The sequence below is a fragment of the Zhongshania antarctica genome (assembly GCF_014202945.1).
Taxonomy (GTDB): Bacteria; Pseudomonadota; Gammaproteobacteria; order Pseudomonadales; family Spongiibacteraceae; genus Spongiibacter; species Spongiibacter antarcticus.
In genome coordinates this window covers 1-22,871 of the sequence record NZ_JACHHW010000010.1, presented here as the reverse complement: position 1 = coordinate 22,871, position 22,871 = coordinate 1, and the positions used below count along the sequence as shown (strand labels likewise).

At 48.5% G+C, this 22,871-nt stretch carries 20 protein-coding genes; 14 read left to right on the top strand and 6 right to left on the bottom strand.

Going from position 1 to position 22,871, the window contains the following annotated elements; all coding sequences use genetic code 11:
* Positions 1 to 28 precede the first annotated feature (28 nt).
* The 12 genes from HNQ57_RS15530 to HNQ57_RS15475 all read left to right on the top strand — a co-directional run bounded on the left by HNQ57_RS15530 (position 29) and on the right by HNQ57_RS15475 (position 12,602).
* Positions 29 to 352 carry a hypothetical protein gene (locus HNQ57_RS15530; RefSeq protein WP_184464517.1) on the top strand — a complete coding sequence of 108 codons (324 nt, stop codon included), beginning with the start codon at positions 29 to 31 and terminating at the stop codon, positions 350 to 352.
* A 106-nt stretch (positions 353 to 458) separates the two neighbouring features.
* Complete coding sequence (locus HNQ57_RS15525; protein WP_184464515.1) at positions 459 to 1,787, top strand: surface lipoprotein assembly modifier; 1,329 nt, start codon at positions 459 to 461, stop codon at positions 1,785 to 1,787.
* A 97-nt stretch (positions 1,788 to 1,884) separates the two neighbouring features.
* Positions 1,885 to 2,502 carry a class I SAM-dependent methyltransferase gene (locus tag HNQ57_RS15520; protein ID WP_184464514.1) on the top strand — a complete coding sequence of 206 codons (618 nt, stop codon included), beginning with the start codon at positions 1,885 to 1,887 and terminating at the stop codon, positions 2,500 to 2,502.
* A gap of 249 nt (positions 2,503 to 2,751) precedes the next feature.
* Complete coding sequence (locus HNQ57_RS15515; RefSeq protein ID WP_184464512.1) at positions 2,752 to 3,132, top strand: BlaI/MecI/CopY family transcriptional regulator; 381 nt, start codon at positions 2,752 to 2,754, stop codon at positions 3,130 to 3,132.
* Positions 3,133 to 3,341: 209 nt separating this feature from the next.
* Positions 3,342 to 4,088 carry a M56 family metallopeptidase gene (locus HNQ57_RS15510; RefSeq protein ID WP_221301755.1) on the top strand — a complete coding sequence of 249 codons (747 nt, stop codon included), beginning with the start codon at positions 3,342 to 3,344 and terminating at the stop codon, positions 4,086 to 4,088.
* A gap of 51 nt (positions 4,089 to 4,139) precedes the next feature.
* Positions 4,140 to 5,405, top strand: coding sequence for a TolC family protein (locus HNQ57_RS15505; protein WP_193024039.1), 1,266 nt, complete (start codon positions 4,140 to 4,142; stop codon positions 5,403 to 5,405).
* Positions 5,402 to 6,634, top strand: coding sequence for an efflux RND transporter periplasmic adaptor subunit (locus tag HNQ57_RS15500; RefSeq protein WP_184464506.1), 1,233 nt, complete (start codon positions 5,402 to 5,404; stop codon positions 6,632 to 6,634). The genes HNQ57_RS15505 and HNQ57_RS15500 overlap by 4 nt, the downstream gene beginning before the upstream one ends.
* A gap of 10 nt (positions 6,635 to 6,644) precedes the next feature.
* On the top strand, positions 6,645 to 9,752 hold the full coding sequence (locus HNQ57_RS15495) for an efflux RND transporter permease subunit (protein WP_184464504.1): 3,108 nt from the start codon (positions 6,645 to 6,647) through the stop codon (positions 9,750 to 9,752).
* Between the two features lies 1 nt (position 9,753).
* A complete protein-coding gene (locus tag HNQ57_RS15490) occupies positions 9,754 to 10,629 on the top strand; it encodes a HupE/UreJ family protein (protein WP_226968196.1) in 876 nt (291 codons plus the stop codon).
* Positions 10,630 to 10,643: 14 nt separating this feature from the next.
* Positions 10,644 to 10,991, top strand: coding sequence for a DUF6488 family protein (locus HNQ57_RS15485; RefSeq protein ID WP_184464502.1), 348 nt, complete (start codon positions 10,644 to 10,646; stop codon positions 10,989 to 10,991).
* 10 nt (positions 10,992 to 11,001) lie between these two features.
* Complete coding sequence (locus HNQ57_RS15480; RefSeq protein ID WP_184464500.1) at positions 11,002 to 11,349, top strand: hypothetical protein; 348 nt, start codon at positions 11,002 to 11,004, stop codon at positions 11,347 to 11,349.
* Positions 11,350 to 11,639: 290 nt separating this feature from the next.
* Positions 11,640 to 12,602 carry a sensor domain-containing diguanylate cyclase gene (locus tag HNQ57_RS15475; RefSeq protein WP_184464498.1) on the top strand — a complete coding sequence of 321 codons (963 nt, stop codon included), beginning with the start codon at positions 11,640 to 11,642 and terminating at the stop codon, positions 12,600 to 12,602.
* Between the two features lie 575 nt (positions 12,603 to 13,177).
* Here HNQ57_RS15475 and HNQ57_RS15470 read toward each other — a convergent pair.
* The 5 genes from HNQ57_RS15470 to HNQ57_RS15450 all read right to left on the bottom strand — a co-directional run bounded on the left by HNQ57_RS15470 (position 13,178) and on the right by HNQ57_RS15450 (position 20,469).
* On the bottom strand, positions 13,178 to 13,498 hold the full coding sequence (locus HNQ57_RS15470) for a P-II family nitrogen regulator (RefSeq protein ID WP_184464496.1): 321 nt from the start codon (positions 13,496 to 13,498) through the stop codon (positions 13,178 to 13,180).
* Between the two features lie 93 nt (positions 13,499 to 13,591).
* The gene (locus tag HNQ57_RS15465) at positions 13,592 to 16,735 is read right to left on the bottom strand and encodes an efflux RND transporter permease subunit (RefSeq protein WP_184464494.1); all 3,144 of its coding nucleotides are present in this window, start codon (positions 16,733 to 16,735) and stop codon (positions 13,592 to 13,594) included.
* Between the two features lie 89 nt (positions 16,736 to 16,824).
* Positions 16,825 to 17,760 (bottom strand): efflux RND transporter periplasmic adaptor subunit, encoded by a 936-nt coding sequence (locus tag HNQ57_RS15460; protein ID WP_184464492.1) that lies wholly within the window; start codon positions 17,758 to 17,760, stop codon positions 16,825 to 16,827.
* Positions 17,757 to 19,097 carry a TolC family protein gene (locus HNQ57_RS15455; RefSeq protein WP_184464490.1) on the bottom strand — a complete coding sequence of 447 codons (1,341 nt, stop codon included), beginning with the start codon at positions 19,095 to 19,097 and terminating at the stop codon, positions 17,757 to 17,759. Before HNQ57_RS15455 ends, HNQ57_RS15460 begins: the two co-directional genes overlap by 4 nt.
* Positions 19,098 to 19,578: 481 nt before the next feature.
* On the bottom strand, positions 19,579 to 20,469 hold the full coding sequence (locus HNQ57_RS15450; RefSeq protein WP_184464487.1) for a cation efflux transmembrane domain-containing protein: 891 nt from the start codon (positions 20,467 to 20,469) through the stop codon (positions 19,579 to 19,581).
* 79 nt (positions 20,470 to 20,548) lie between these two features.
* On the opposite strand from HNQ57_RS15450, the gene cadR reads away from it, so the two are divergent.
* The gene (gene cadR, locus HNQ57_RS15445; RefSeq protein ID WP_226968195.1) at positions 20,549 to 20,947 is read left to right on the top strand and encodes a Cd(II)/Pb(II)-responsive transcriptional regulator; all 399 of its coding nucleotides are present in this window, start codon (positions 20,549 to 20,551) and stop codon (positions 20,945 to 20,947) included.
* A 416-nt stretch (positions 20,948 to 21,363) separates the two neighbouring features.
* Here cadR and arsB read toward each other — a convergent pair whose 3' ends face one another.
* Positions 21,364 to 22,344, bottom strand: a complete 981-nt coding sequence (arsB, locus tag HNQ57_RS15435) for an ACR3 family arsenite efflux transporter (protein WP_184464483.1) — start codon at positions 22,342 to 22,344, stop codon at positions 21,364 to 21,366.
* Between the two features lie 29 nt (positions 22,345 to 22,373).
* Between arsB and HNQ57_RS15430 the strand changes: the two genes are divergently transcribed.
* The coding region (locus HNQ57_RS15430; RefSeq protein ID WP_184464481.1) for a transposase at positions 22,374 to 22,871 on the top strand (498 nt) is incomplete at its 3' end.

Below are 22,871 nucleotides of genomic sequence, written 5' to 3'. Positions count from 1 at the left end.
GCCACTTTTCTTTTAGAGGATTTCGATTATGAAAATGCGCCTATTACTATTGCCAACTTTTCTTTATCTCGTTGCTCTGCCCTCATATGCAGCCGAGGAATTGGACGTTACATTAACCATTATTGAAAATGAAGCCTTCTCAGAAGACAGCTTTATTAATGAAATATCATTGCCTATCCAGGCGGCTGAACAAGCCCGTGACAATTCGGGTAATGGCATGGAAAACTCCAATCAAGCGCGCCAGCAAGGCAGCCAGCAGGGTGCCCAGCGTTCACAAGATGCCAGAGAAAATGGTGGTGGCCAAAGTAATCGCCCAGATATAAACGTGCCAAGCCCACAGAATAATCGCTAGCGTATAATAGCGATGCTACTAAGAAATTTCACGCTACACTTGTGTAGCGAAACACCGCAATCTCGGTCGCGGTGTTTTTATTATAATAAGTGATTGAGGATGTACTATGCCGTTGACCTCACCGAAGTATTTCGCAGCGTTGGCCATCGCCATCGCGGCAATGTCGCCTCATTCTGTATTCGCCTCGACCACAGCGAATGATGCATTTAAACAGGGTGTGGTCTCGTCTAAAGCCGGGGACTACGCCCAAGCAGTAGAGCGCTTCCTACAAGCTAAAAAAGCCGGTAAAACCTCCGCCGCACTCTACCATAATCTTGGCGTGGCCTATTTCAAGCAAGGTCGTTATTCAGCAGCCCTCACCGCATTTGGAGAGGCTAGCCGTTCAGAAAAGTTGGCCTCGCTGAGTTATTACAATATGGGCCTCGTCGAAGAAAAGCGTGGGAATCAAGCCGATGCTGCAAAGTGGTTTGAAAAGTCACGGAATATTGCCACGACGGAAACACTGCGGCGACTTGCAGAACGTAAGCTGGGTTTGCGCGACAGCGCCATCGTCCCGTACATCGTTTATTTAGAAGCTCTTGTTGGTAACGACAGCAATCCACAGCTGGTCGATGAAACGAGTAACCTCGCGGTGGAGCGTGATGGCGACAATTTCTTAGGTACGCTCTTGTACGGCCGGTATCATTTTGGCGGCGATGCGAAGCAAGGTGGCTACATCAGTGGCACTGGCTATATTCGACGCTACGCTGACGTGAATGATGAAGACGCCACCAATCTGGGTATTGGTGTAGGGTATATACAGTTGCTGCGCGCATGGCGCCTAGACTATCAATTAACGGCAAGCCAACTCGACATTGGTGGCGATACCATTCAGAACAGCATCAACGCTGCGTTAAATGCACAATATTCGTTGCCGTCCGCGTATATTGATACCCGTATCGCGCTGGAAACGGTCAACGGCGACGATGGCAACGGCTATGACTATTTATCAGGCGAGCGAATGCAACTGCGCATGCGCTACAACGACACTTTCGCGTCGCTGCGTTGGCGTGTTGGCTATGAGTTGAATCTTAATGATCGCAATCAATTAATTACCACCGATAGTACTGGTGCGATAAGTGAGCGCTTTAGTGCGTCACCGCTGCAACATACGTTTTCTCTGCACGCTAGCTTACCTCTGGTTACAAACCTAACTGCCGAGTTTTCGGGTGATTACCGTATAAGTCGCTATGACGAGCAAGAAATTCGCGCGGGCGCTTTAGAGGCGGAAAGGGACGATAAGCGCTGGAGTACTCAAGTCGGCGTTCGCTATCAGCTCAGTCGCGGCTGGTCGACAAGGCTTGAAGCGACGCATTGGAATAACGACTCCAACTTTGATGCTTATAGCTACCAGCGCAACGAAATAACTCTGGCGGTTTCAAAAACGTTTAACTAAGTGAATATTGGTAAGCGCGAGATATAGTTGTACGGATGGGTATTTACTTGAAGGTAGTGCGCCAAAAGAGTTTTTAAAATTCGATGAGGGGGCCTTTATGAACACTAAAGCGCATTGGGAGGCGGTATACACAACAATGTCAACGAACTCGGTAAGTTGGTTTCAGGCCCACGCTTCCTATTCTCTGCACATTATTCAGCAAATCAATCTTGATAAAACGGCACAAATAATCGATGTCGGCGGCGGTGCTTCGACACTTGTAGATTCATTGCTGGAAAATAATTTTACTAATGTAACTGTTATGGATCTATCTGGGGCGGCACTTAACGCGGCCAAAAAACGACTAGGAGAAGCTTCAAAAAAAGTACAATGGATTGAACGAAATATCTTTCACTACCTCCTTCCGGCTCAGGGTATCGACTTATGGCATGACCGTGCGGTATTCCACTTTCTGATAGAGGGCGCGGATAGGCGCCGCTATGTCGAGGCAGTTTTAGATAGCGTGAAATTAGGTGGGCACGTGATCATTGCGACTTTTTCCGAAGATGGCCCTGAACAATGCAGCGGCCTGCCTGTGCGTCGTTATTCGCCAAGCACCTTACACGCCGAATTAGGCGCGCAGTTTGAATTATTGGGCCACGAAGAGGAATTGCACCAGACGCCCATAGGAAAAATGCAGCGTTTCATTTATTGTCATTTCAAGCGGACAAATTGATACGGCCAATCGTCCAAACTAAATTCAGTGCGCTCGTCATCTGTGAAAATTGGTCGGCCAGGCTTGAATTTATCCATGTTATGTATAGCGGGGGATTTATTGTTTTAACCAGCCATATTCAAGCGTTTCCGCGTCTATTTGCCCTGTTAACCCGTCGTCTCCATTGCAGTGCCTGCGATAAAACCGATTGACGATCGGTTTTATCGCAGGCACTATGGCAGTCTTATGCAACTCTAGGTCGAATGTGGCATGCAATTGGGAAATTTGGAAAAGTCAGTTCTTCAGTATTTTTGGGATACTGATGAAGCAGACGCCAAGCGGGTACATCGCGAGCTAGCGGATGATACAGTAAGGACGTTGAACACGATCCAAAGTACCCTTGATCGCTTATATAAAAAGAAGCTTTTGTTTCGCAATAAGTCAGGTCATGCCTTTATTTATCGCGCAGCTATGGGCAAAGATACTTTTCTGGCTCGGTTGGTGCGCGAGGTCGCTGCCGACTACACTGATAGTGAAGACACGCTACTGGCTGCGTTTAGTTCACTATCAGCAGAAATGACCGAAACGCAATTGCAGGCATTGGAATCGCTTATTGATCAGCGCCGCGCCAGCGATAAATCGGGGAAATAAGAATGCTTGTCGGCGGCTATGCAATTACCCTAAATAGCGTGTTTATTGCCGCATCGGTGTTTTTCTATTGCGCCCTAATTCTTTCTTTAGTTTTTCGAACTACTGAGCGGTGGCGAGTCAAACTATCCGCAGGCGCTCGCCAATGGGTGTTGTGGTCATTTGTTTTGATCCCTTGGCTTGTTGCTCTAAGCGTTACAAGCGTTGTGCTGATGCCCGATTCTGCCGTTGCTATGCCCTCGTGGTTCTTGGCGCTTACCCATTGGCACCATATTAATGTTTTCAACTTTTATAGCTGGCATAGCGTGCTGGTACTTCTATTTGCCGCGACGTTTTTCCTAGCGATAGTTCGTCATACTCACCAATTGCTTAAGCATCGGTCTGCCCTTGGTGCGCTGCTTAGCCTTGATGGTTTTACTAAAAATAGTAGTTTGGGCTCTACGGTGATTTATGCGTTCACCGCTGGTCTTTTCCGGCCTAAAGTTTTCATCAGTCCTGCCTTGCAGGCACAATTATCTGCGGCTGAAAATGACATCGTTTCTCGCCATGAACTCGCCCACCAGCTGCGGCTTGACCCTTTACGGAAGTGGTCTTTTTCCTTTCTTGCCGCGTTTTATCTGCCAGTCATTAGCCACCGGTTACGCCGCGAATTTTCTTTATGCCTGGAGCTGGCTGCAGATGATTATGCGGCTGGAGGCGGATCGGGTGGCACCACAGTTGCTAGTACCGTGATAAAACTATGCCGTTTGTCGCGAAATCAACAGCAATTTCCCAGTCCCTTGTCTTGTCATTTCTATGCGTCTGAAATTGAAGCGCGCGTTCATTATCAGCTGAGGTCTGAACCAGGCCGCGGTTTCCCCTTATCCTTGTTTGTTGTATTTCTGTGCGTACTTTTGGCTTCCTGCCTTTTGAGCGTAGACAGTTATCATCATGCGATTGAAGCAATTTTTAGTCATTGAGGCTTATTTATGCATGCTTTTAGTCCGTTTCGAATGCCAAAAAAACCGATTGTGAATCGGTTTTTTTGGCATAAAACGCTTATTCTAATTCCGTTATTGCTGACTATGTCGACGGCCTCTGTGGCCGAGAAATCCTTAACATTAAACGAGGCCATCCAACGAAGCTTTGCTAAACACCCAGAGCTCCAAGCCTTTAACTACCGTCGCGCTGCTGCCGATGGAATGGCGCAGCAGGCACGGGTCGGCAATCGCCCCCAGCTTGGCTTAAGTGTTGAGGATGGCTTTGGATCCGGCGATTACAGTGGCGCCGACAGCCTTCAGTCGACGCTCAGTATTAGTTGGATTTTAGAGGGCGACTTACTGGAGCAACGCGGACGTAGCGCTGACGTGCAAAAACAGGTGATTAGCGATGAGCAAGCGATAAAGACTCTGGATGTGGCCGCCGAGACCGCCCGGAAATTTCTCACCGTAGTCGTATATCAGCAGCGTAAAGAGCTCGCTACAGCCGCAAGAGCGCAAGCGGAATCAGTTGTAAAAGAACTGTCAAAACGCATGGATGCAGGCAAATCGCTGCTCGCTGACAAACTTCGGGCCGAGGCTGAGCTGGCGCGGGCAGATATCGCCTTGGAAGATTTAGATCATGAAATTCGCGGCGCTAAGCGGATGTTGGCGACCCAGTGGAATGCCCGCGAACCCGATTTTGAAACTGCTTCCGGCTCGCTTGCAATAGCCACGGATAGATTGAATTACGAGGATCTGGCGCAGCATCTAAGCAGTCATCCGCGTGTACGGAAACTACTCAGCCAAGAGCGAGTGGCGCAATCCGAAATCGCTTTAGCGAAAACGGAAGCCCAGTCCAGGTGGCAGTTCTCAACCGGTGTAAGGCGTTTTGAAAATACCGACGACTACGCCTTAGTGGCTGGCTTTACCGTGCCCTTAGGGGGGGAACAGCGTAATAGCGGACGTATAGCCGCTTTAGCTGCGGAGCGTGATGCTTATCGTGCTGATGTTGACGCAGTGCAATTAGCGCTGGAAGCGCGCTTGTATGTTTTGCTTCAAGAGTTTCAGCACGCGCAGCATGTGGTTGGCGCACTGCGTGAGCAAATTATTCCAACGCTTGAACAAGCCCAGAAAGAAGCCCGTAACGCCTACCAGCTTGGCCGGTACAGCTACCAAGATTGGCGCGGGGTGCAGCAGGAATTGCTCGCGACACGCAGTCATTTATTAGATAGCCAGTTTAAAGCACAGCTCACACGCGTCGAAATTGAACGTCTAACCGGTTTGCCACTGTTGGGCAACGATGAGGTAAATCCATGAGTAATTCAGTAAAACGATCGTTAATCGTCAGTATGCTTGTCTCGCTATTAATGAGCTTAAGTAGCGCTGCACTCGCCGTTGGCGCCGAAGTCCAGGAAATTGAACCTGAAAAAGGCCCGCACCGAGGGCGTATGTTGCGCGAGGGTGATTTCGCGATTGAATTGGCAATCTTCGAGACCGGCGTACCGCCTGAGTTTCGTGTCTGGGCAAGTCAAGGTGGCGAGGCATTGCCGCCAGAAAACGTCAAGGTGAGCGTTACTTTGGGGCGCCTCGGTGATGGCGACGATCAAATCAATTTCAGGCCGCAAGACGATTTTTTGCGCGGTGATATGGAAATAGTCGAGCCACATTCTTTTCTCGTTACGCTTAATGCGGCTTACGGCGATAAGCGCTATGAGTGGCAGTACGATAATTTTGAAGGGCGAACTCGGATTAATGACGATGTTGCTGACGCCATGGGTATCACCACTGGTACTGCGCGTTCACAAGTGCTCGTCGAGCAGCTGCCGCTCTTCGGTCGACTGGTAGCCGATACCAATGCTTTAACGCAGTTAAGTGCCCGTTTCGACGGTGTGATTAAAGCCATTCACGTTAGCTTAGGTCAGCAGGTGAAAGCGGGCACTCCGTTGATGAGTATCGAGAGTAACGAAAGCCTGAAATCCTATGTGTTGCGCGCCGATATTGCCGGTGAAATTGCGGCCCTGCCGGTCAATATCGGCGAAGCGACTGCTGGTCGCGCGCTGGTGAGTATTGTTGATCGTTCCCGCCAAGTGGTTTTACTCAAAGCCTACCCTGACGACCGGCGTCGAATTGCGCTAAACAACAGCGTGCAGTTGCGCAACGATACGATGGACGTCATTGGTGAAGGCGAGGTGCAGTGGATTTCTCCGCTGCTGAATGCCGATCAATCTGCAGACATCAGGGTTAGTGTTGATGCCAGCAATCTTGCGCTGCCAGCGGGGAGCTTTATTCGCGGCGATGTCGAAGTGGCTCGCTATGAAGTGCCGCTTGCGGTAAAGCGGAAGGCACTGCAAAGCTTCCGGGATTTCACCGTGGTCTACGCCAAAGTGGGCGATCAATACGAAGTGCGCATGCTAGAGCTCGGTCGCGAGGCTGGCGAATGGGTTGAGGTCTTAGGTGGGCTAAAGCCGGGAACTGAATACGTTACCGACAACAGCTTCATCATCAAGGCCGATATCGAAAAATCTGGCGCTTCACACGACCACTAAAGGACGTCCCATGCTTGATGCAATTATACAATTTTCCCTAGCGCGGCGCGGTGTGGTGATGGCCGCCGTGCTTGCGCTTTGTGGTCTGGGTTTATGGAATTTCAACCGACTGCCGATTGATGCCGTTCCCGATATCACCAATGTTCAGGTCATAATTAACACTGAAGCGCCAGGCTACACGCCGCTGGAAATCGAGCAACGCGTTACCTACGCTATTGAAACATCGATGGCAGGCCTGCCCGAGCTGAAGTACACCCGATCTGTTTCTCGCTACGGACTTTCCCAAGTCACGGTAATCTTTGGTGATGACACCGATATTTATTTTGCACGTCAGCTGGTGAACGAAAGACTTGGCAACGTGCGGGCAAAATTGCCAATAGGACTGGAGCCGGAGCTTGGGCCGATTGCGACGGGGCTGGGTGAAATCTTCATGTTCACCGTGGACGCTGAACCGGGTGCGACCGACGCCGATGGCAAGCTGATTACGCCAACGGATTTGCGCTCAGCACATGATTGGATTATTCGCCCCCAGCTATTGCGTGTGCCCGGTGTGGTTGAAGTAAACCCTATTGGCGGTTACAAACGGGAAGTCTTAATTGGTCTGCAACCTGAAAAAATGCTCGCCTATGGTATCTCGCAGCAAGAGCTGATCGATGCGGTTGCCGACAATAATCAAAACCGTGGGGCTGGCTTTGTTGAGCAAAAAGGCTCGCAGTGGCTGTTACGTATTCCGGGGCAAGCCGAAACGCTTGCTGATATTAGTAGGATTGTAATCAAAACGCTTGATGGTCAGCCACTGCGTGTTGGTGATGTTGCGACTGTTGGCGAAGGCAAGGAACTGCGTACGGGTGCGGCCACCCAAAACGGTCGCGAGGTCGTCATGAGCACGGTATTTATGCTCGTTGGCGAAAACAGCCGTACCGTTGCCAAAGCGGTCGGTGAACGGCTTGAGGAAATTAAGTCGAGTTTGCCAGCAGGCATTACCGCGACGGCGGTATACGATCGCACCGGCCTAGTGGATAAAACTCTGAAGACCGTAACGACCAATCTGCTAGAAGGTGCATTGCTGGTTATCGTTATTTTATTCTTACTGTTAGGCAATGTGCGCGCTGCCCTACTGACGGCTGCGGTTATTCCGGTCGCCATGCTAATGACTATTACTGGCATGGTACGTAGCGGTGTTAGTGCAAACCTGATGAGCTTGGGTGCATTGGATTTCGGTTTACTCGTAGACGGCGCCATTATCATCGTGGAGAACTGTTTGCGCCGTTTGGGTCTTGCCAGCGACAAGCAGACCTTGTCGCTGAATGAGCGCTTAGATGTTGTGTATAGCGCCACCAAAGAGGTGATACGGCCCGCACTGTTTGGCGTGTTTATTATTACAGCAGTGTATTTGCCGATTTTCTCCTTAACCGGTGTAGAGGGCAAAATGTTCCACCCCATGGCCATGACGGTGGTCATTGCTCTGAGTGCCGCAATGCTACTGTCCATCACCTTTGTCCCCGCGGCAATCGCCATGCTGTTTAAGGGGCCGGTAGTCGAAAAAGAGAATCGCGCATTTGATGCAACAAAAAACCTTTACGGTCGGCTGCTGCGCAAAGCCATCGCTATGCGTGGCACAGTGGTTGCAGCTGCGTTGGTATTACTTGTTGTATGTGCTGGCTTGGCCAGTCGCTTGGGCAGTGAGTTTGTGCCAAATCTCGATGAAGGTGATATCGCGATGCACGCACTTAGAATTCCGGGCACCTCGCTTAGTCAGGCGGTAGCCTTACAGGAAACATTGGAAGCCGCTATTAAGACCATGCCTGAAGTAGAGCGGGTATTTGCCAAGATCGGTACTGCCGATGTTGCGACTGATGCAGTTCCGCCGAGTGTGGCAGATAATTTCATTATCCTAAAACCGCGCGATCAGTGGCCCGATCCGAGTAAGCCTAAAAACCAGATTGTGGAAGAACTCGCGGCGTTGGTGGAACCCGTGCCGGGTAATCGCTATGAATTTCTTCAGCCGATACAGATGCGCTTTAACGAGCTGTTGTCAGGCGTGCGTGCCGAGTTAGCTATTAAGATATTCGGTGATGATTTATCGCAGCTCGAAACCCTTGGTGGAGAAATTCAAAATGTCATCGGCTCAGTGGATGACATTGTCGATATCCAGATGGAGCAGACCACGGGTTTATCCATGTTGACGCTTAAGCCTAAACAGTACGCCCTAGGCCAATATGGTGTTGAGCTGAATACCCTGCAAGATCAAGTTGCCACGGCAATGGGTGGTCAGGGCGCGGGATTCTTCTACGAGGGTGATCGCCGCGCCGAGATTGTTGTGCGGCTACCGGAAGACCGACGCAATGATATTGACCAGTTGGGCTCACTTCCCATTCAAATATCTGGTGGTGGCTATGTGCCGCTGAAAGAGTTGGTGGATATTGGGCTGACGACGGGGCTGAATCAGGTAAATCGCGAGAACGGTAAACGCCGCGTGGTGGTGACTGCGAACGTTCGGGGACGTGATCTTGGCAGCTTTGTCAGTGATGTGAAGGAAACCATTGAATCGCAAGTAACACTGCCAGCAGGCTATTGGGTGGAATACGGTGGTACCTATCAAACCTTGCAATCCGCTTCGCAGCGACTGGCCGTGGTTGTACCTGTGACTCTGCTCATGATTATCGGTCTCTTATTGTTAGCACTTGGTTCGTTAAAAGACGCAATGATTATATTCAGCGGTGTGCCACTCGCACTTACCGGTGGAATCTTAGCGCTGGTGTTTAGAGATATACCTTTTTCCATCTCCGCAGCAGTGGGCTTTATCGCTCTATCCGGTATCGCAATACTGAACGGCTTGGTGATGGTGTCGTTTATTAGAGAGCTGCGCCGTGATGGTCTAGGTCTAGAGCCAGCGATTATCGAAGGCGCGCTGACTCGTCTGCGGCCTGTCATTACCACTGCGCTGGTTGCGTCCTTGGGCTTTGTACCAATGGCTTTAAACACGGGGATAGGTTCCGAGGTGCAGCGCCCCCTAGCGACCGTGGTGATTGGCGGTATTTTGTCGTCGACACTGCTGACCTTGTTTGTGCTGCCGTCCTTGTACCGGATGCTGCACCGCGCCGATAAAGGAGCATAATGTGAAGAAAATAATGTTTACAGGTCGTTTTTACGCCCTCATTGCAGCAGTAGCAATGTTGATGTTCACGAGCGTGAATGTGCTCGCCCACGGCATGTCTGAGGCAGATAAGCAGCGCGCAATTGAGGCTGGTCTGCCAGATTACATATTGTTGGGAGCAGGTCATATGCTTACCGGCTATGACCATCTGCTCTTCTTATTTGGTGTCATATTTTTTCTCAGCCGCTTTGCCGATATTGTAAAGTTCATCACGGCGTTTACCTTGGGTCACTCGATAACGCTCGTGTTTGCCACGCTTTACTCAGTACAGGCAAATTACTTTTTGATTGATGCTGTGATTGCACTCACCGTTTGTTACAAGGGCTTCGAGAATCTCGACGGCTTCAAACGTTATCTTGGCGTGGCGTCGCCTAATCTAATGTGGATGGTGTTTGGCTTTGGCTTGATTCACGGTTTTGGTCTGTCGACTCGGCTGCAGGAATTGCCTATGGGGGACGGCAGCATCGTTATGAAAATCCTGGCTTTCAACGTCGGTGTCGAATTGGGTCAAATCGCAGCGCTTACCGCAATGTTAGTGTTGCTGGCAGGGTGGCGCAAAACAGCCTCATTCAAACGCTTTAATGTAATGGCCAATACATTGTTGGTCATCGTAGGTGGCTTGCTGTTCCTGCATCAATTGCATGGCTACCAGCACACAGTGCTTGCCGATAATTTCCCGATCAATACCGATGACCACTCGCATATCCATGAAGATATGGCAGCGGAAGAGAAAGCAAATATTCTCGATCGCTATCCTCGGCGCATAATCACTCCTCAGCCTTCACCGCAGGAAGAAGCACCCCATGAACACGGCGATGGCGCTTATCACAGACACTAAAGAAAGGTGAAAATATGAAACTCCGAATTACTCTGTGTTTACTCGCAAGTTTGTTTATAAGCTCTAATCTATTGGCGCATGGAGATGGCCATGCGCCAATTACCGAACAAAAGGCTTTGGTGATAGCAACGGAAATCACCCAAGGCTTTGCCGGCATCGATCCTCAGCTTGGCTTTGGCAAGGTTCCTGAGAGCTGGTCGAAAGTAGACGCTGAATCAGCAACGATTTACCAGAGTGGGCCCGGCTACTTTATCGTAAAGCTTGTTAACCCTAGCGATGAGCGGGCACTTTATATCCTGATGTCGGCTGAAGGCAAAGTATTTGATGCGAACATCAGCGGTAAGTTCGAAGATGTGAACTAAAGGTGAGCCTATGACAGCCTATATATTTGCCGCAAAGCTAATTCTTGCAGCAGCGGTTATTGGTTATGCGTCGTGGCTTTCGGATAAGAAGCCGGTGTTGGCGGGCTTTATTGTCGCGCTACCACTGGTTTCTATTTTAGCTTTGTTTTTTTCTTACATAGAACACAAAGATCCGCAAGCCAGTATTACCTTTGCCAAAAGTATTCTTTTTGGCGTGCCGATTTCATATTTATTCTTCCTGCCGTTTTTACTGGCTGAGCGGTTTCATCTTGGCTTTTGGCAAAGTTATATATCGGGTTTGCTTTTGCTGGTTGTGGGTTACTTTGTACACCGCGCGATAATGACGGCTATTGGATGAATTACTTATTTGCTAGCAAGCTTGTAATTGAAAAAGGCCGCTAATAAGCAAAGCATTAAACAAAAGTGGGGATTTATCCGCTAAGTCACAATAGCGGTCAGTCGCCGAATTTCTCATTATTAACTTAAATAGTCAAGAAAATAGGCTATCTGCCTGGGTCAAAACGCCTTCCCCGCCTTGAGCGCCAGTAGTTAAGAAGCCTAAATGGTTAGTCAGTATAAGCCGCTATATCGATCTTCGACACATACATTACTATACTTAAGTAACGTTTTTAAGAAAGAAGAAACAGTATGATTAAGCCAGAATTTCCGGCCAATGAAGCAGAGAGGCTTCATGCATTAAGATCACTCCAAATCCTTGATACGTCTCATGAAGAACGATTTGATCGCGTGACCCGAATGGCCAAGCGTATGTTTGGCGTTGAAATTTCGCTGGTTAGCATTGTTGATGAAGATAGGCAGTGGTTTAAATCCACGCAAGGTTTGGATGCATCTGAGACGCCGCGCGAAATATCATTCTGTGGCCATGCCATTAACCAGGATGGTTTATTCATTATTCCCAATGCGATTGAGGATGTGCGTTTTTCTGATAATCCTCTGGTTACCGGAGCGCCTAATATCCGTTTTTATGCAGGTTACCCGCTGAAGCTGAGGCAGGGTATAAACCTAGGCACATTATGTTTAATTGACTCGAAGCCAAAGCATCTGAATGAAGAGGATAAGCAGCTATTAAATGACTTGGGAGCCATGATTGAGCAAGAAATCAGATCAATTCAATTAGCAACACTGGATGAATTAACCTTGATCTCTAACCGGAGAGGATTTCTTACACTGGCTGAACACAGCCAAAAGTTCTGCCGACGCAAAAAAATACGAATGTCAGTTATTTTATTTGATCTTAATGAATTTAAACCGATCAATGATAATTTCGGGCATCATGAAGGTGATTTTGCATTAAAGCAGTTTGCAGAAGTGATGCGCAGCGTGTTCCGTGAGAGTGATGTAATTGGCAGATTGGGTGGGGATGAGTTTGTTGTCATGCTGACAGATACCAGTGATGAACAAATTGGGATAATTCTGGATCGATTTAAAACAGAAATGGACGCAATGAATAAGGCAATCAACAAATCTTACCTTATAGAATACAGTGCCGGTGTGGCGTGCTTCTCAAATGATAAAGAGCAATCGTTAGAAGAAATGGTGGCGGAAGCTGATGCCGCAATGTACGAAGAAAAGAAAAGCAGTGTGTGTTAGAACATGCAGACCTTATTTGTATCGGCTCAGCGAGGGAATTAAACTAACATCAAAATAGGCGCATGAAAACTCGCATAATCGGGTAGCCGAGGGTCTCTAACTCTCAGCCCTCACAACACCCTGCATGCGGATCCGCGCGGGGCGCTAGATACCAATATCGGGCTGTGGAAATTAAAAGCAGAAATATTGGTAATGAACTGATAAGTAATAAAAAAGGCCGCTAATAAGCGGCCTTTTTTATTACTTAGAATATTTTCTCTACTGCTAAAATATTCTCTCAATCGCGAACTGGGGGGGGGATGATCATCAGAGACACCTAGAGGCTGGACTGGTATCCCCGTATTTAGGGGCTTGTAGCCCGGTGCAAACTTAGAGGCTGGACTAACTCCTTTTTTGCCTTTATTTGTTAGTGCTTGCTACGGTTTTGTGGCTTGAGAATAGCGCGTCGGCAACCTTTGCGGCCAGTCCTACTAGATTTGGTCGTAGGTTTCGTCATATATCTGAGACAACGAAAGTGCAATGAAAGACGCTTGATAACCGAGCTCCCTATAAAATATTTTCGTTAAATCTCAGTGTTAGTTATTAGGCCCGCCAATTGGCAGTGCTTGCTCTATGTGGCTAACATAAACCCAGCCGGAGATATCTGGGCCAATTCTTCCAGCCGTACGAATAATGCCAGTGACATCATCAACTTGAGAATCCTCACAGACTAGTGAGATTCGAACCTCAGAAATAACAACACCAGCATCTGTTGAATACGATTGTTCGGATTCGTTTAGTGACTTTAGCGTCCCCTTTACATCTAGCAGGGTTAAATTTTTATAGCCGGCATCGCGCAGTGCTTCAACTACAATGGCGGATCTGACATGGTGTATAAATGCTTTGATTTGTTTCATAACGGTACTCCATGAATTAGTAGAGCGATATTTATGGTTGAGCATTTGTCTGGCCATAAGTAATGCACAGCCTTATGACCAGACGGTGGAGCATTAAGATGCCATTTGACTCTCATCACCCTCAGGGATGTTTTTTGGTTTGCGGTAAGCCATACGGTATAAACCGGGCAAAACCAGTAGGGTTAATAGGGTAGAGGAGATGATTCCCCCGATAACCACCGTCGCGAGTGGCCGCTGCACTTCTGCACCAGTGCTGGTGTTGAGGGCCATCGGCAGAAATCCGAGCGCGGCTACCAATGCGACCATTAATATCGGCCGTAGCCGTAACATCGCGCCTTCTTTGATCGATAAATCGATATCATTACCCTGCTCCAGCTGATCTCTAAACGCCGAGACCATCATTACGCCGGTGAGTACCGAAACACCGCATAGCGTAATGAAGCCAACCCCTGCGGTGATCGACAAGGGGATATCACGCAGCCAAAGCGCAATGACACCGCCAGTTAGCGCAAGTGGCACACCGCTGAATACGAGTGCCGCATCTTTCGCAGAACCAAAGGTCATCATGAGTAGGGCAAAAATCATGACAAGTGTCACGGGTACTAAGAGGCTTAACCGCTCCGTTGCGGATTGGAGTTGCTCAAACGTGCCACCGTATTCCAGCCAGTAGCCGGGCGGCAAGGTCACCTCTCGTTCAATTTGAGATTGCACATCGGCGACAAAACCACCTAAATCCCGGCCCCGTACGTTGGCACTCACGACAAGGCGGCGTTTACCATTTTCGCGGGAAATTTGGTTCGGCCCCGGTGCCAGCGTGAGCGTGGCGACTTCATTGAGTGGTACGTAGCCTCCTTGCGGGAGTGGTATCGGCAACCGTTCTAGCGCTCGCAAGTCGTTGCGGATTTCCTCCGCGACCCGTACAACGATGGTAAACCGTTGGTCGCCCTCAAAGATTAATCCGGCTTCTTCGCCACCTGTCGCAGCAGCTAATACCTCTTGGACATCAGCGACATTAAGGCCGTAGCGGTATAGCGCCGGTCGATTGGCTTCAACCGACAATATAGGTAAACCAGAAACCTGCTCTACTTTGACGCCTTCAGCACCCTCAACTCCGTTAAGCGCCGTAGCAATATCAGAACCTGATTTCAATAACTGATCTAGATCGTCGCCGTAAATCTTAATGCCTAGGTCTGAGCGAACACCTGAAATCAGTTCATTAAAACGAAGCTGTATCGGTTGGCTTATCTCGAACGCGTTACCGGGAATGAGCATCAGTTTTTGCCGGATATCTTCTAGCAGTTGGGCTTTAGACTTGTCGGGGTCGGGCCAGTCTGCACGATCTTTCAGCATCACATAGCCATCAGAGATGTTTGGCCCCATGGGATCACTGGCAACCTCTGCGGTGCCGACGCGTGAGAAGTAGGTTTTTACTTCCGGTATTTCCAGTACGGCGCGTTCAAGCCGAAACTGCATGTCGAGGGATTGGGTAAGGCTGGTGCCCGGAATACGCAAAGCCTGAATGGCAATATCACCTTCATCCAGGTTTGGAATAAACTCAGTGCCCATTTTTGTGGTCAATCCGCCAACAGCGATGATTAGCAGTACCGCGCCAGCTAATACGCTGAAACGGAATTTGAGTACCCACGCCAGAATTGGGGTATACACCCGTTTTGATTGACGAACAATGATGTTGTCTTTTTCTTCAATATGACCACTGAGCAACAGTGCGACTGCAGCGGGCACAAAGGTTAATGACAGCACCAAGGCCGACAATAAGGCGATGATCACGGCCATGGCCATGGGCGTAAACATTTTCCCCTCTACGCCGGTGAGAGCGAGGATCGGCAAGTTTACTAAAATCACCACCAGAACGCTGATCAAGCTTGGCGTGAAAACTTCCCGTGTCGCGGCGAAAACGGTTTGGAAGCGTTCATCCAGTTTGAGTATGCGGCCGAGTTGATGCTGCCTACCAGCCAGTCTTAGTATGCAGTTCTCAACAATAATCACTGCGCCGTCGACAATAAGACCAAAATCGAGCGCCCCCAAGCTCATCAAGTTGGCACTGACTTTGGCTTGTACCATACCTGTCATGAGCATTAGCATTGACAGCGGAATGACCATCGCAGTGAGTAAAGCGGCGCGGACGTTGCCGAGCATGACTAATAAAACAACGACAACCAGTACCGCACCTTCAAGCAGGTTCTTCTGTACGGTTGCAATGGTTTTATCGACGAGTACCGTTCGGTTATAGACGGGCTCGGCGGTGATCCCTTTGGGCAGTGTTTTATTGATTTCCACCAGTTTTGCGGAAACCGCTTCTGAAACACTGCGACTATTACCGCCCAACAGCATCACGGCGGTGCCGAGTACGGTTTCTTCCCCATCAAGGGTTGCCGCGCCGGTACGGAGCTGTTTGCCAAAACCGACGTCGGCCACATCGGCTACCGTTATCGGAATGCCGTCTTTGTGCGCGACAATGATCGTCTCAATTTCAGAAATGTTCGCAACTTGTCCAGGTGCGCGAATAAGATATTGCTCACCATTTTTTTCAATGTAACCCGCACCAACATTGGCGTTGTTTTTTTCTATTGCCTCAACCAAGTCATCAAAGCTTAAGCCGAAGGTTAATAGTCGCGCAGGGGTCGGAGTGATGTGAAACTCTTTTTCAAAACCTCCGATCGTGTTGATTTCCGTCACACCATTGACCAGGCGCAACTGGGGACGAATGACCCAATCTTGCAAGGTGCGCAAGGCAGTCGCATCATATTTCTCGCCGTTTGGCTGTCGAGCATCGTCGTCTGCGTGCACCGCGTAGTGAAAAATCTCCCCGAGGCCGGTCGCTACTGGCCCCATCACGGGTTCAATGCCCGAGGGCATATCACTTTTGGCCTGTTGCAAACGTTCATTGATCAGGTTGCGGGCAAAGTAAATGTCCGTCCCTTTTTCAAATACAACGGTGACCTGAGAGAGCGCATATCTCGACAAAGAGCGGGTACTCTCTACGTAAGGTAAACCGGTGATCGCCAGCTCGACCAAGTAGGTAATACGCTGCTCAACTTCCAGCGGTGAGTAACCGGGTGCACTTGTATTAATTTGTACCTGTACATTGGTGATATCGGGTACGGCATCGATGGGTAGGTTTTGATAATTCCAAACACCGAGTGCACTGATGGCGAGCGCAAAAAACATGATCAGCCAACGGCGGGCAATGGAAAATTGAATAAGTTTATCGATCATAGCGAGGCCCTACTACGGTCTCGCACCACGAAATAACGTAGTGCTGGTGGCAAAAACTGCGGTTGGAGTTCGCAGTGCGGCGGATGTGATTAATGTCCATGCTCAGCATCCTCCTTGCCCATTTCAGATTTCAAAACAAAGCTATTTTTGATCACATATGTTTCGCCAACTTTTAGTCCACGCAGTACTTCGCTGGCTTCGCCATCTGTGCGACCTAAGGTGATATTGCGAGGTTCAAAACCTTCGTCTCCTTTCACGAAAATGACGGTTTCACCTTCGATCAGTTGCACAGCTTCATTGTCGATAACAGTGGCTGCAGCAGTTTCTGTTTGGGTGATTTCGGCATTAACAAAAAGTCCAGGTTTCCATAGGTTGTCGACATTGTTCAGCAGGACGCGCGCTGTGGTGGCTTGATTAGAAGGGTTACCCTGAGTGGCAATAAAGATAATTCTCCCTTCGCCAGTGCTGGCGTGGTTAGTGCTTTTTATCCTTACCGTTTGCCCCAATGAGAGCTTGGCGATGTCTTTGGGGAACACGGAAAGATCTACCCAAACGCTAGAGTAATCTTCAACAACAAACAGTGTCTTATCGTTTGTCTGTTCGCCAATATTGGCGTTGCGCTGACTAATGACACCATTAAGTGCAGAATAAATAGGATAGGTTTTTAAGCTTTCATTCGCCTCAACAGTGACAAGCACATCACCTTTTCGGACGTTATCGCCAATGGTTTTATTGACGGCGCGGATGACGCCGTCATAGCGGGCTGTGACGGCTTGGGTTTGTTCCGCGTTGCTCGTAATAACCCCGTAAACGGCTAATGTCTCGCGAATTGCGCCAGGCCCAACTTGGGCTAGGCCGATACCCGCGTGCTTCATTTGCTCTTGAGAGAGTTCAATGTGGCCCTCGTCATGATCTTCTTCATCGCCATGTCCACTTTCGGCATGGGCGACTAATGCTGAAAAACAAATTGTGGCGTAGAAAATGGCATTAATAATGGGTGTTTTAATCGTATCGTATATATTCATTGTACTGTTCCTGAGAAATCGCTTGATACGCTATAGAGCGTCGAGGACAAGGGCTCTGCTGTTAGCTGTTCAATTTCGGCGCCATAAATGAGTGCAGACGCAGCCGCTTCGATCAGTGTGCGCTGAGCATTCAGTAATTCCTGCCGTGCAGACACGTAATCCAAATAGCCATAGCGCCCACGTTCATAGGCAGCTTGCGTTTCTTTGAGTGCATCTCGCAGTGCAGGGATGATGGTGCTTTGTAGTGTTTTGGCCGCGAGAATTGCTTGCTTTCTATTGTGGAATGCACGGAACAATTGTGTGTGCATACTCAGTAAAGCCACTTCTTTTTGTACATAGATTTCATTGCGCTGGGCACGCGCGGCAGAGACCGCCCCTGTGTTTCTTCTGCCGGAAAACAGTGGCATGCTGAAGCCGGCCACCAGTGCAGAATCATCGTTTGCTTGAAATCGACGCACCCCTAGCGACCAACTGACATCCGCTTTCGACTGTGTTGTGGCAACGCGCAGTTCGGCATCCTTGAGGCGCTCTTCAGCCGCAAAAATGAGGATTGCTGGATTCTTCTCCATTTTTGCGAAGAGCGAGTCAAACTCAATATCGGTGCCAAAGTGATATAAATCACCTTCAAGTGTCACAAAATTAGGCGTTTTTTTACCCCAGAGCGCAGCGAGGGAAACTTTTAAGTAGTTAAGCTGCTGTTGGGTGGACTGTAGCGTTAGGCCTGCCTGTGACGCAGCCGCGAGTGCCCGTTTCACCTCTGCTTCAGGCGCTGCCCCAGCTTCGGCTCGCCGTCTCACGATATTAAGCGTTTCATTGGCAAGCCTATTGGCTTCTCTCGCTAGGGTAACCTGCTCCTGTGCAGCAAGCGCATCCACATATCGGCGGGTCACTTCGCCTAATAATTCCAATGATTCCACTTGTCGCTGTGCATCGATCACTGAGCGACTACTTGAAACAATACCCCGCCTCGCTGAGCGTTTATCGCCCATTTCCAAAACAGAGGAGAGCGAAACGGTAAGTTCTGCGCCATCAAACCCACTGAGCTCATCTGCGCCAGAAAAGTTTTCTGCGTCAATTCCTAGCTCATAGGCAGGTTTTAGCGCCGCAATTTGCATCTGCCCACTTAGCGCAGAATTGCGAAACTCAAAAACCTTTAATGACGGGTTTAGCTCGATAGCACGCTTAAGTGCGGCATTGAGCGTAAGGGAGTTATTTGTAGCTTCAGCGTGCGCAAAAGATACTTGCCAGCCGAAAAACAAACATAAAAGCACCAGCTTTTTAAAGCTGTGTTGCGTGCGCCATACGAATCTCGTAGGCATAAAAAAGCGAATAGCCATGTAAAAATCCACGTTTAATAGACGGAATCATGCTAAACATTACGGAAATAACCGAAATGTCGTTAGATTAGTAAAACGTAGGCTTAAACTTTGGGAGGGCGGTAGAAGGAGAATAGCGGGTCGTTAGGAATCGCCATATTATATTGGGTTTTGAGTAATACAGTGCTCGGAGCAGATGAAAATGACAGGAGTGCCGGAACTAGCTGGCCATGATGACAAAAACCGCAGTGGTCGCAGTTGTCTAGATGTGTCGAATCTTTGGTATTAAGCTGCTTAACAATTAATTCGTTTTGAGTGATGTCACTTTGATCAAATACAGCCAATGGACTTGCGTCTTGAACGTCATGGTTATCCGCAAAAGCAAATACTGACTGGCAAGCAATCAGTATTATCAGCAGATAAGATGTCCAATGTTTAGTCACAATTAACCTTTTTAATGAATGCGGTTTGGTATCTGGTAGCGTTCGAAACGCCGAACTGTTTAAGCTTTTAACTTCAGAATTCGGTGCGCGCCATGCAACACAATGACGGAAATAACCAAGCCAATCAGCAAGTCAGGGTAGCGCGAACCTGTTGCTGCGACAAGCACGCCGGCTAAAATAATACCCACATTGGAGATCACATCGTTCGATGAGCAAATCCAGCTGGCCTTCATGTGTGCGCCATCATCTTTGCTTTTAGATATCAAAATTAGGCATATTACGTTGGCTATCAAAGCGATAAAACCAAAGCTCATCATCAAAGTGGACGCAGGTTCACTGCCAAACATAAATCGTCGTATCACTTCACTTAGCGCACCTAAAGCTAACGCTAGTTGCAACCAGCCTGAAAGGTGAGCAGCCTGCAGCTTCCTTTTGACGCTGTGGCCAACTGCGTAGAGTGCCACGCCATAAATTGTCGCGTCAGCGAACATATCTAGCGAGTCTGCAATAAGCCCAGCAGATTGCGCCAACCACCCAACCAAAAATTCAACAACAAACATGGTTGCGTTAATCGCAAGTAACCATTTTAGGATGGTACCTTCTTTTAAACTTGCCTCTTTTGCTGAAGCTATCACTTGCGACAGTTCATCGTGGTCTAAATTGTGAGTATCTTTAATTTTCGCGCCGAGGCTAAGCAAATCCAAACGAGACTGTATGGCGACAAGGTTGCCACTGTGAAATACCTTCAGCATGCGGTTGGGCGTGTCAAATTCTAGAACCACATCCGGTTCCATGCCCTCTAGAGCCATCTGAATTATGCGTTCCTCAGAAGGACAGTCCATCTTGGAAACCACAAACTGGCTAACGTAGATTTTATCGGGCTGCAGGGTGCTTATAGCACCTTTATCATCGGTATTCTCTGCAGGTTGGCCGTTGCCAGTCAGTGTCATTGCGCCGCTCCTTTTACTTTAAATCATGCTTAGCCTAAACTCTATGGTAACTATAGAGTCAAGCATTGAGGTGAGATTGGTGAAAATTGGAGAGCTAGCCAAGTTAACTGGGTGTTCTGTGCAGTCCATACGGCACTATGAAAAAGAAAAGCTGTTGGCCTCGCTGCGGCGCAGTGACGGTAACTTTCGCTTGTATGATTCGGCAAAGGTAGATCAGCTAAAGTTCATCAAGCATTGTCGGAGCCTTGATCTTTCGCTTGCCGAAATTCGGCAGCTGATCGAGCTAAATCAGCAGCCGGGAATGGGATGCGAGGATGTGAACAGAATGATTGATAGCCATATAGAGCAAGTTGCACTTCGAATAAATGAGTTACAAGACCTTCAAGACAAATTGATGGCGCTGCGAAATAGCTGTGCCAGTCAAAGCACTGTTAAAGAGTGCGGAATTCTTCAAACTTTGTCGGTGACTCAAAAATAACTTAAGAGTTAATTCACTCACTATTAAAAGCTTGCCTATGCCACGTGATAAGGAAGTCCGATCTGCGACTGACCGCTAATGTGACACTAGAGCCTTAGTAATAGCTTTTCATGTCGCATGTCCTGGCCTGGTAAAAAGCGGACGTTCAAAGGCTGGAAATTAAGTCAACGCCACGCACGCTACAGCTTTGCACATTCAGAAATGGCTAACTCAGAAATAATAGTAGATATGGGGCGATTTCAACTATTCAGATAGAGCGTTGATCAATTCGCATGCGGAATTCTTCTGCAGATTCTTTGCGTTCAGAATAGCGATCCACCAAGTATTCGCTGCGATCACGAATCAGTAGCGTAAATTTCACCAATTTCTCCATTACATCAACAACTCGATCATAAAGTTCGGCATAGTATTTTTCATCATACCAACTCTTTATCAAACCAGTGGCGCGTGCCGTTAGCGAAAGCCACCAACGTCAGCATCACAGGCACTTCTACCAAAACACCTACAACCGTTGCCAAGGCTGCACCGGATTGCAAACCAAATAAGGAAATTGCCACGGCCACCGCCAATTCAAAAAAATTGGATGTACCGATCATTGCGGCTGGAGCGGCAATGTTATGTGGCAACTTCATGGCCTTAGCTGCACCGTAAGCGATGACAAAAATTCCATAGCTTTGTATCAGTAATGGAATGGCAATCAGCACGATGACTAGAGGTTTGGCTAATAGTGTTTCGGCCTGAAAGCCAAATAGCAGCACCACGGTAGCCAGCAAACCGGCAACAGAAATTGGCTTGAGTCCTTCGATAAAGTTACTTAACTTCGTATGATTTTGCTTAGAGTCGAGTGCCTTCCGCGTCAATATACCCGCGACAAGGGGGATGACCACATATAACACCACGGACACCAATAAGGTGCCCCACGGCACTATGACATCGCTGACTCCGAGCAGGAACGCGGTGAGAGGTGCAAACGCAAAAATCATAATCACATCGTTAATAGACACTTGTACTAACGTGTAATTGGCATCGCCTTTGGTTAGATGGCTCCAAACAAAAACCATCGCGGTGCAGGGTGCAACGCCCAAAAGAATCATGCCCGCGATATATTCAGTCGCGGTTTGCGGATCAACTAAATCAGCAAACACTACTCTAAAGAAAAACCAGCCCAGCAGAGCCATGCTGAACGGTTTAACTAGCCAATTAATGACTAAGGTTAGTAAGAATCCTTTAGGTCTTTTACCCACGTCTTTGATGGACGAAAAATCCACTTGAATCATCATTGGGTAAATCATCACCCAAATGAAAATAGCGACAGGAATATTGACGTGCGCTACTTCCAAGGAAGCGAACCACTGAAATAGTGAGACTGTAATTAAGTCTGTGTAACTGTCTATCATTAACCCCTTACGGGAAGGATAGACAGATTATGAACAAAAAAGACTTAGAAGCCTTTGCACGCGAAGCGGCCAAAACGCTAAAAACTGAAAAAGATTTCTCTGATTTCAGGGCTATGCTCACCAAAGTGACGGTGGAAGCGGCACTCAATGCTGAACTAGACGATCATTTAGGCTACGACAAGCACGAACAATCCAGCTCAGAGAACAGCCGCAATGGCGTTACTCGTAAGACCTTGCGCACTGAAGACGGCCAATTTGAACTCGATACCCCGCGCGATCGATACGGTGATTTTGAGCCGCAACTGGTTAAAAAGCACCAAACACGCTTTACCTCAATGGATGACAAGATACTCTTTCTCTATGCACAAGGCATGACCACGCGGGAAATCGTGGCGACGTTCAAAGAGATGTACGGGGCTGACGTGTCTGCGAGCCTCATATCCAAGGTCACCGATGCCGTCATTGATGAAGTGATTGAATGGCAGTCGCGGCCGCTGGATGCGGTGTATCCCATTGTTTATCTGGAT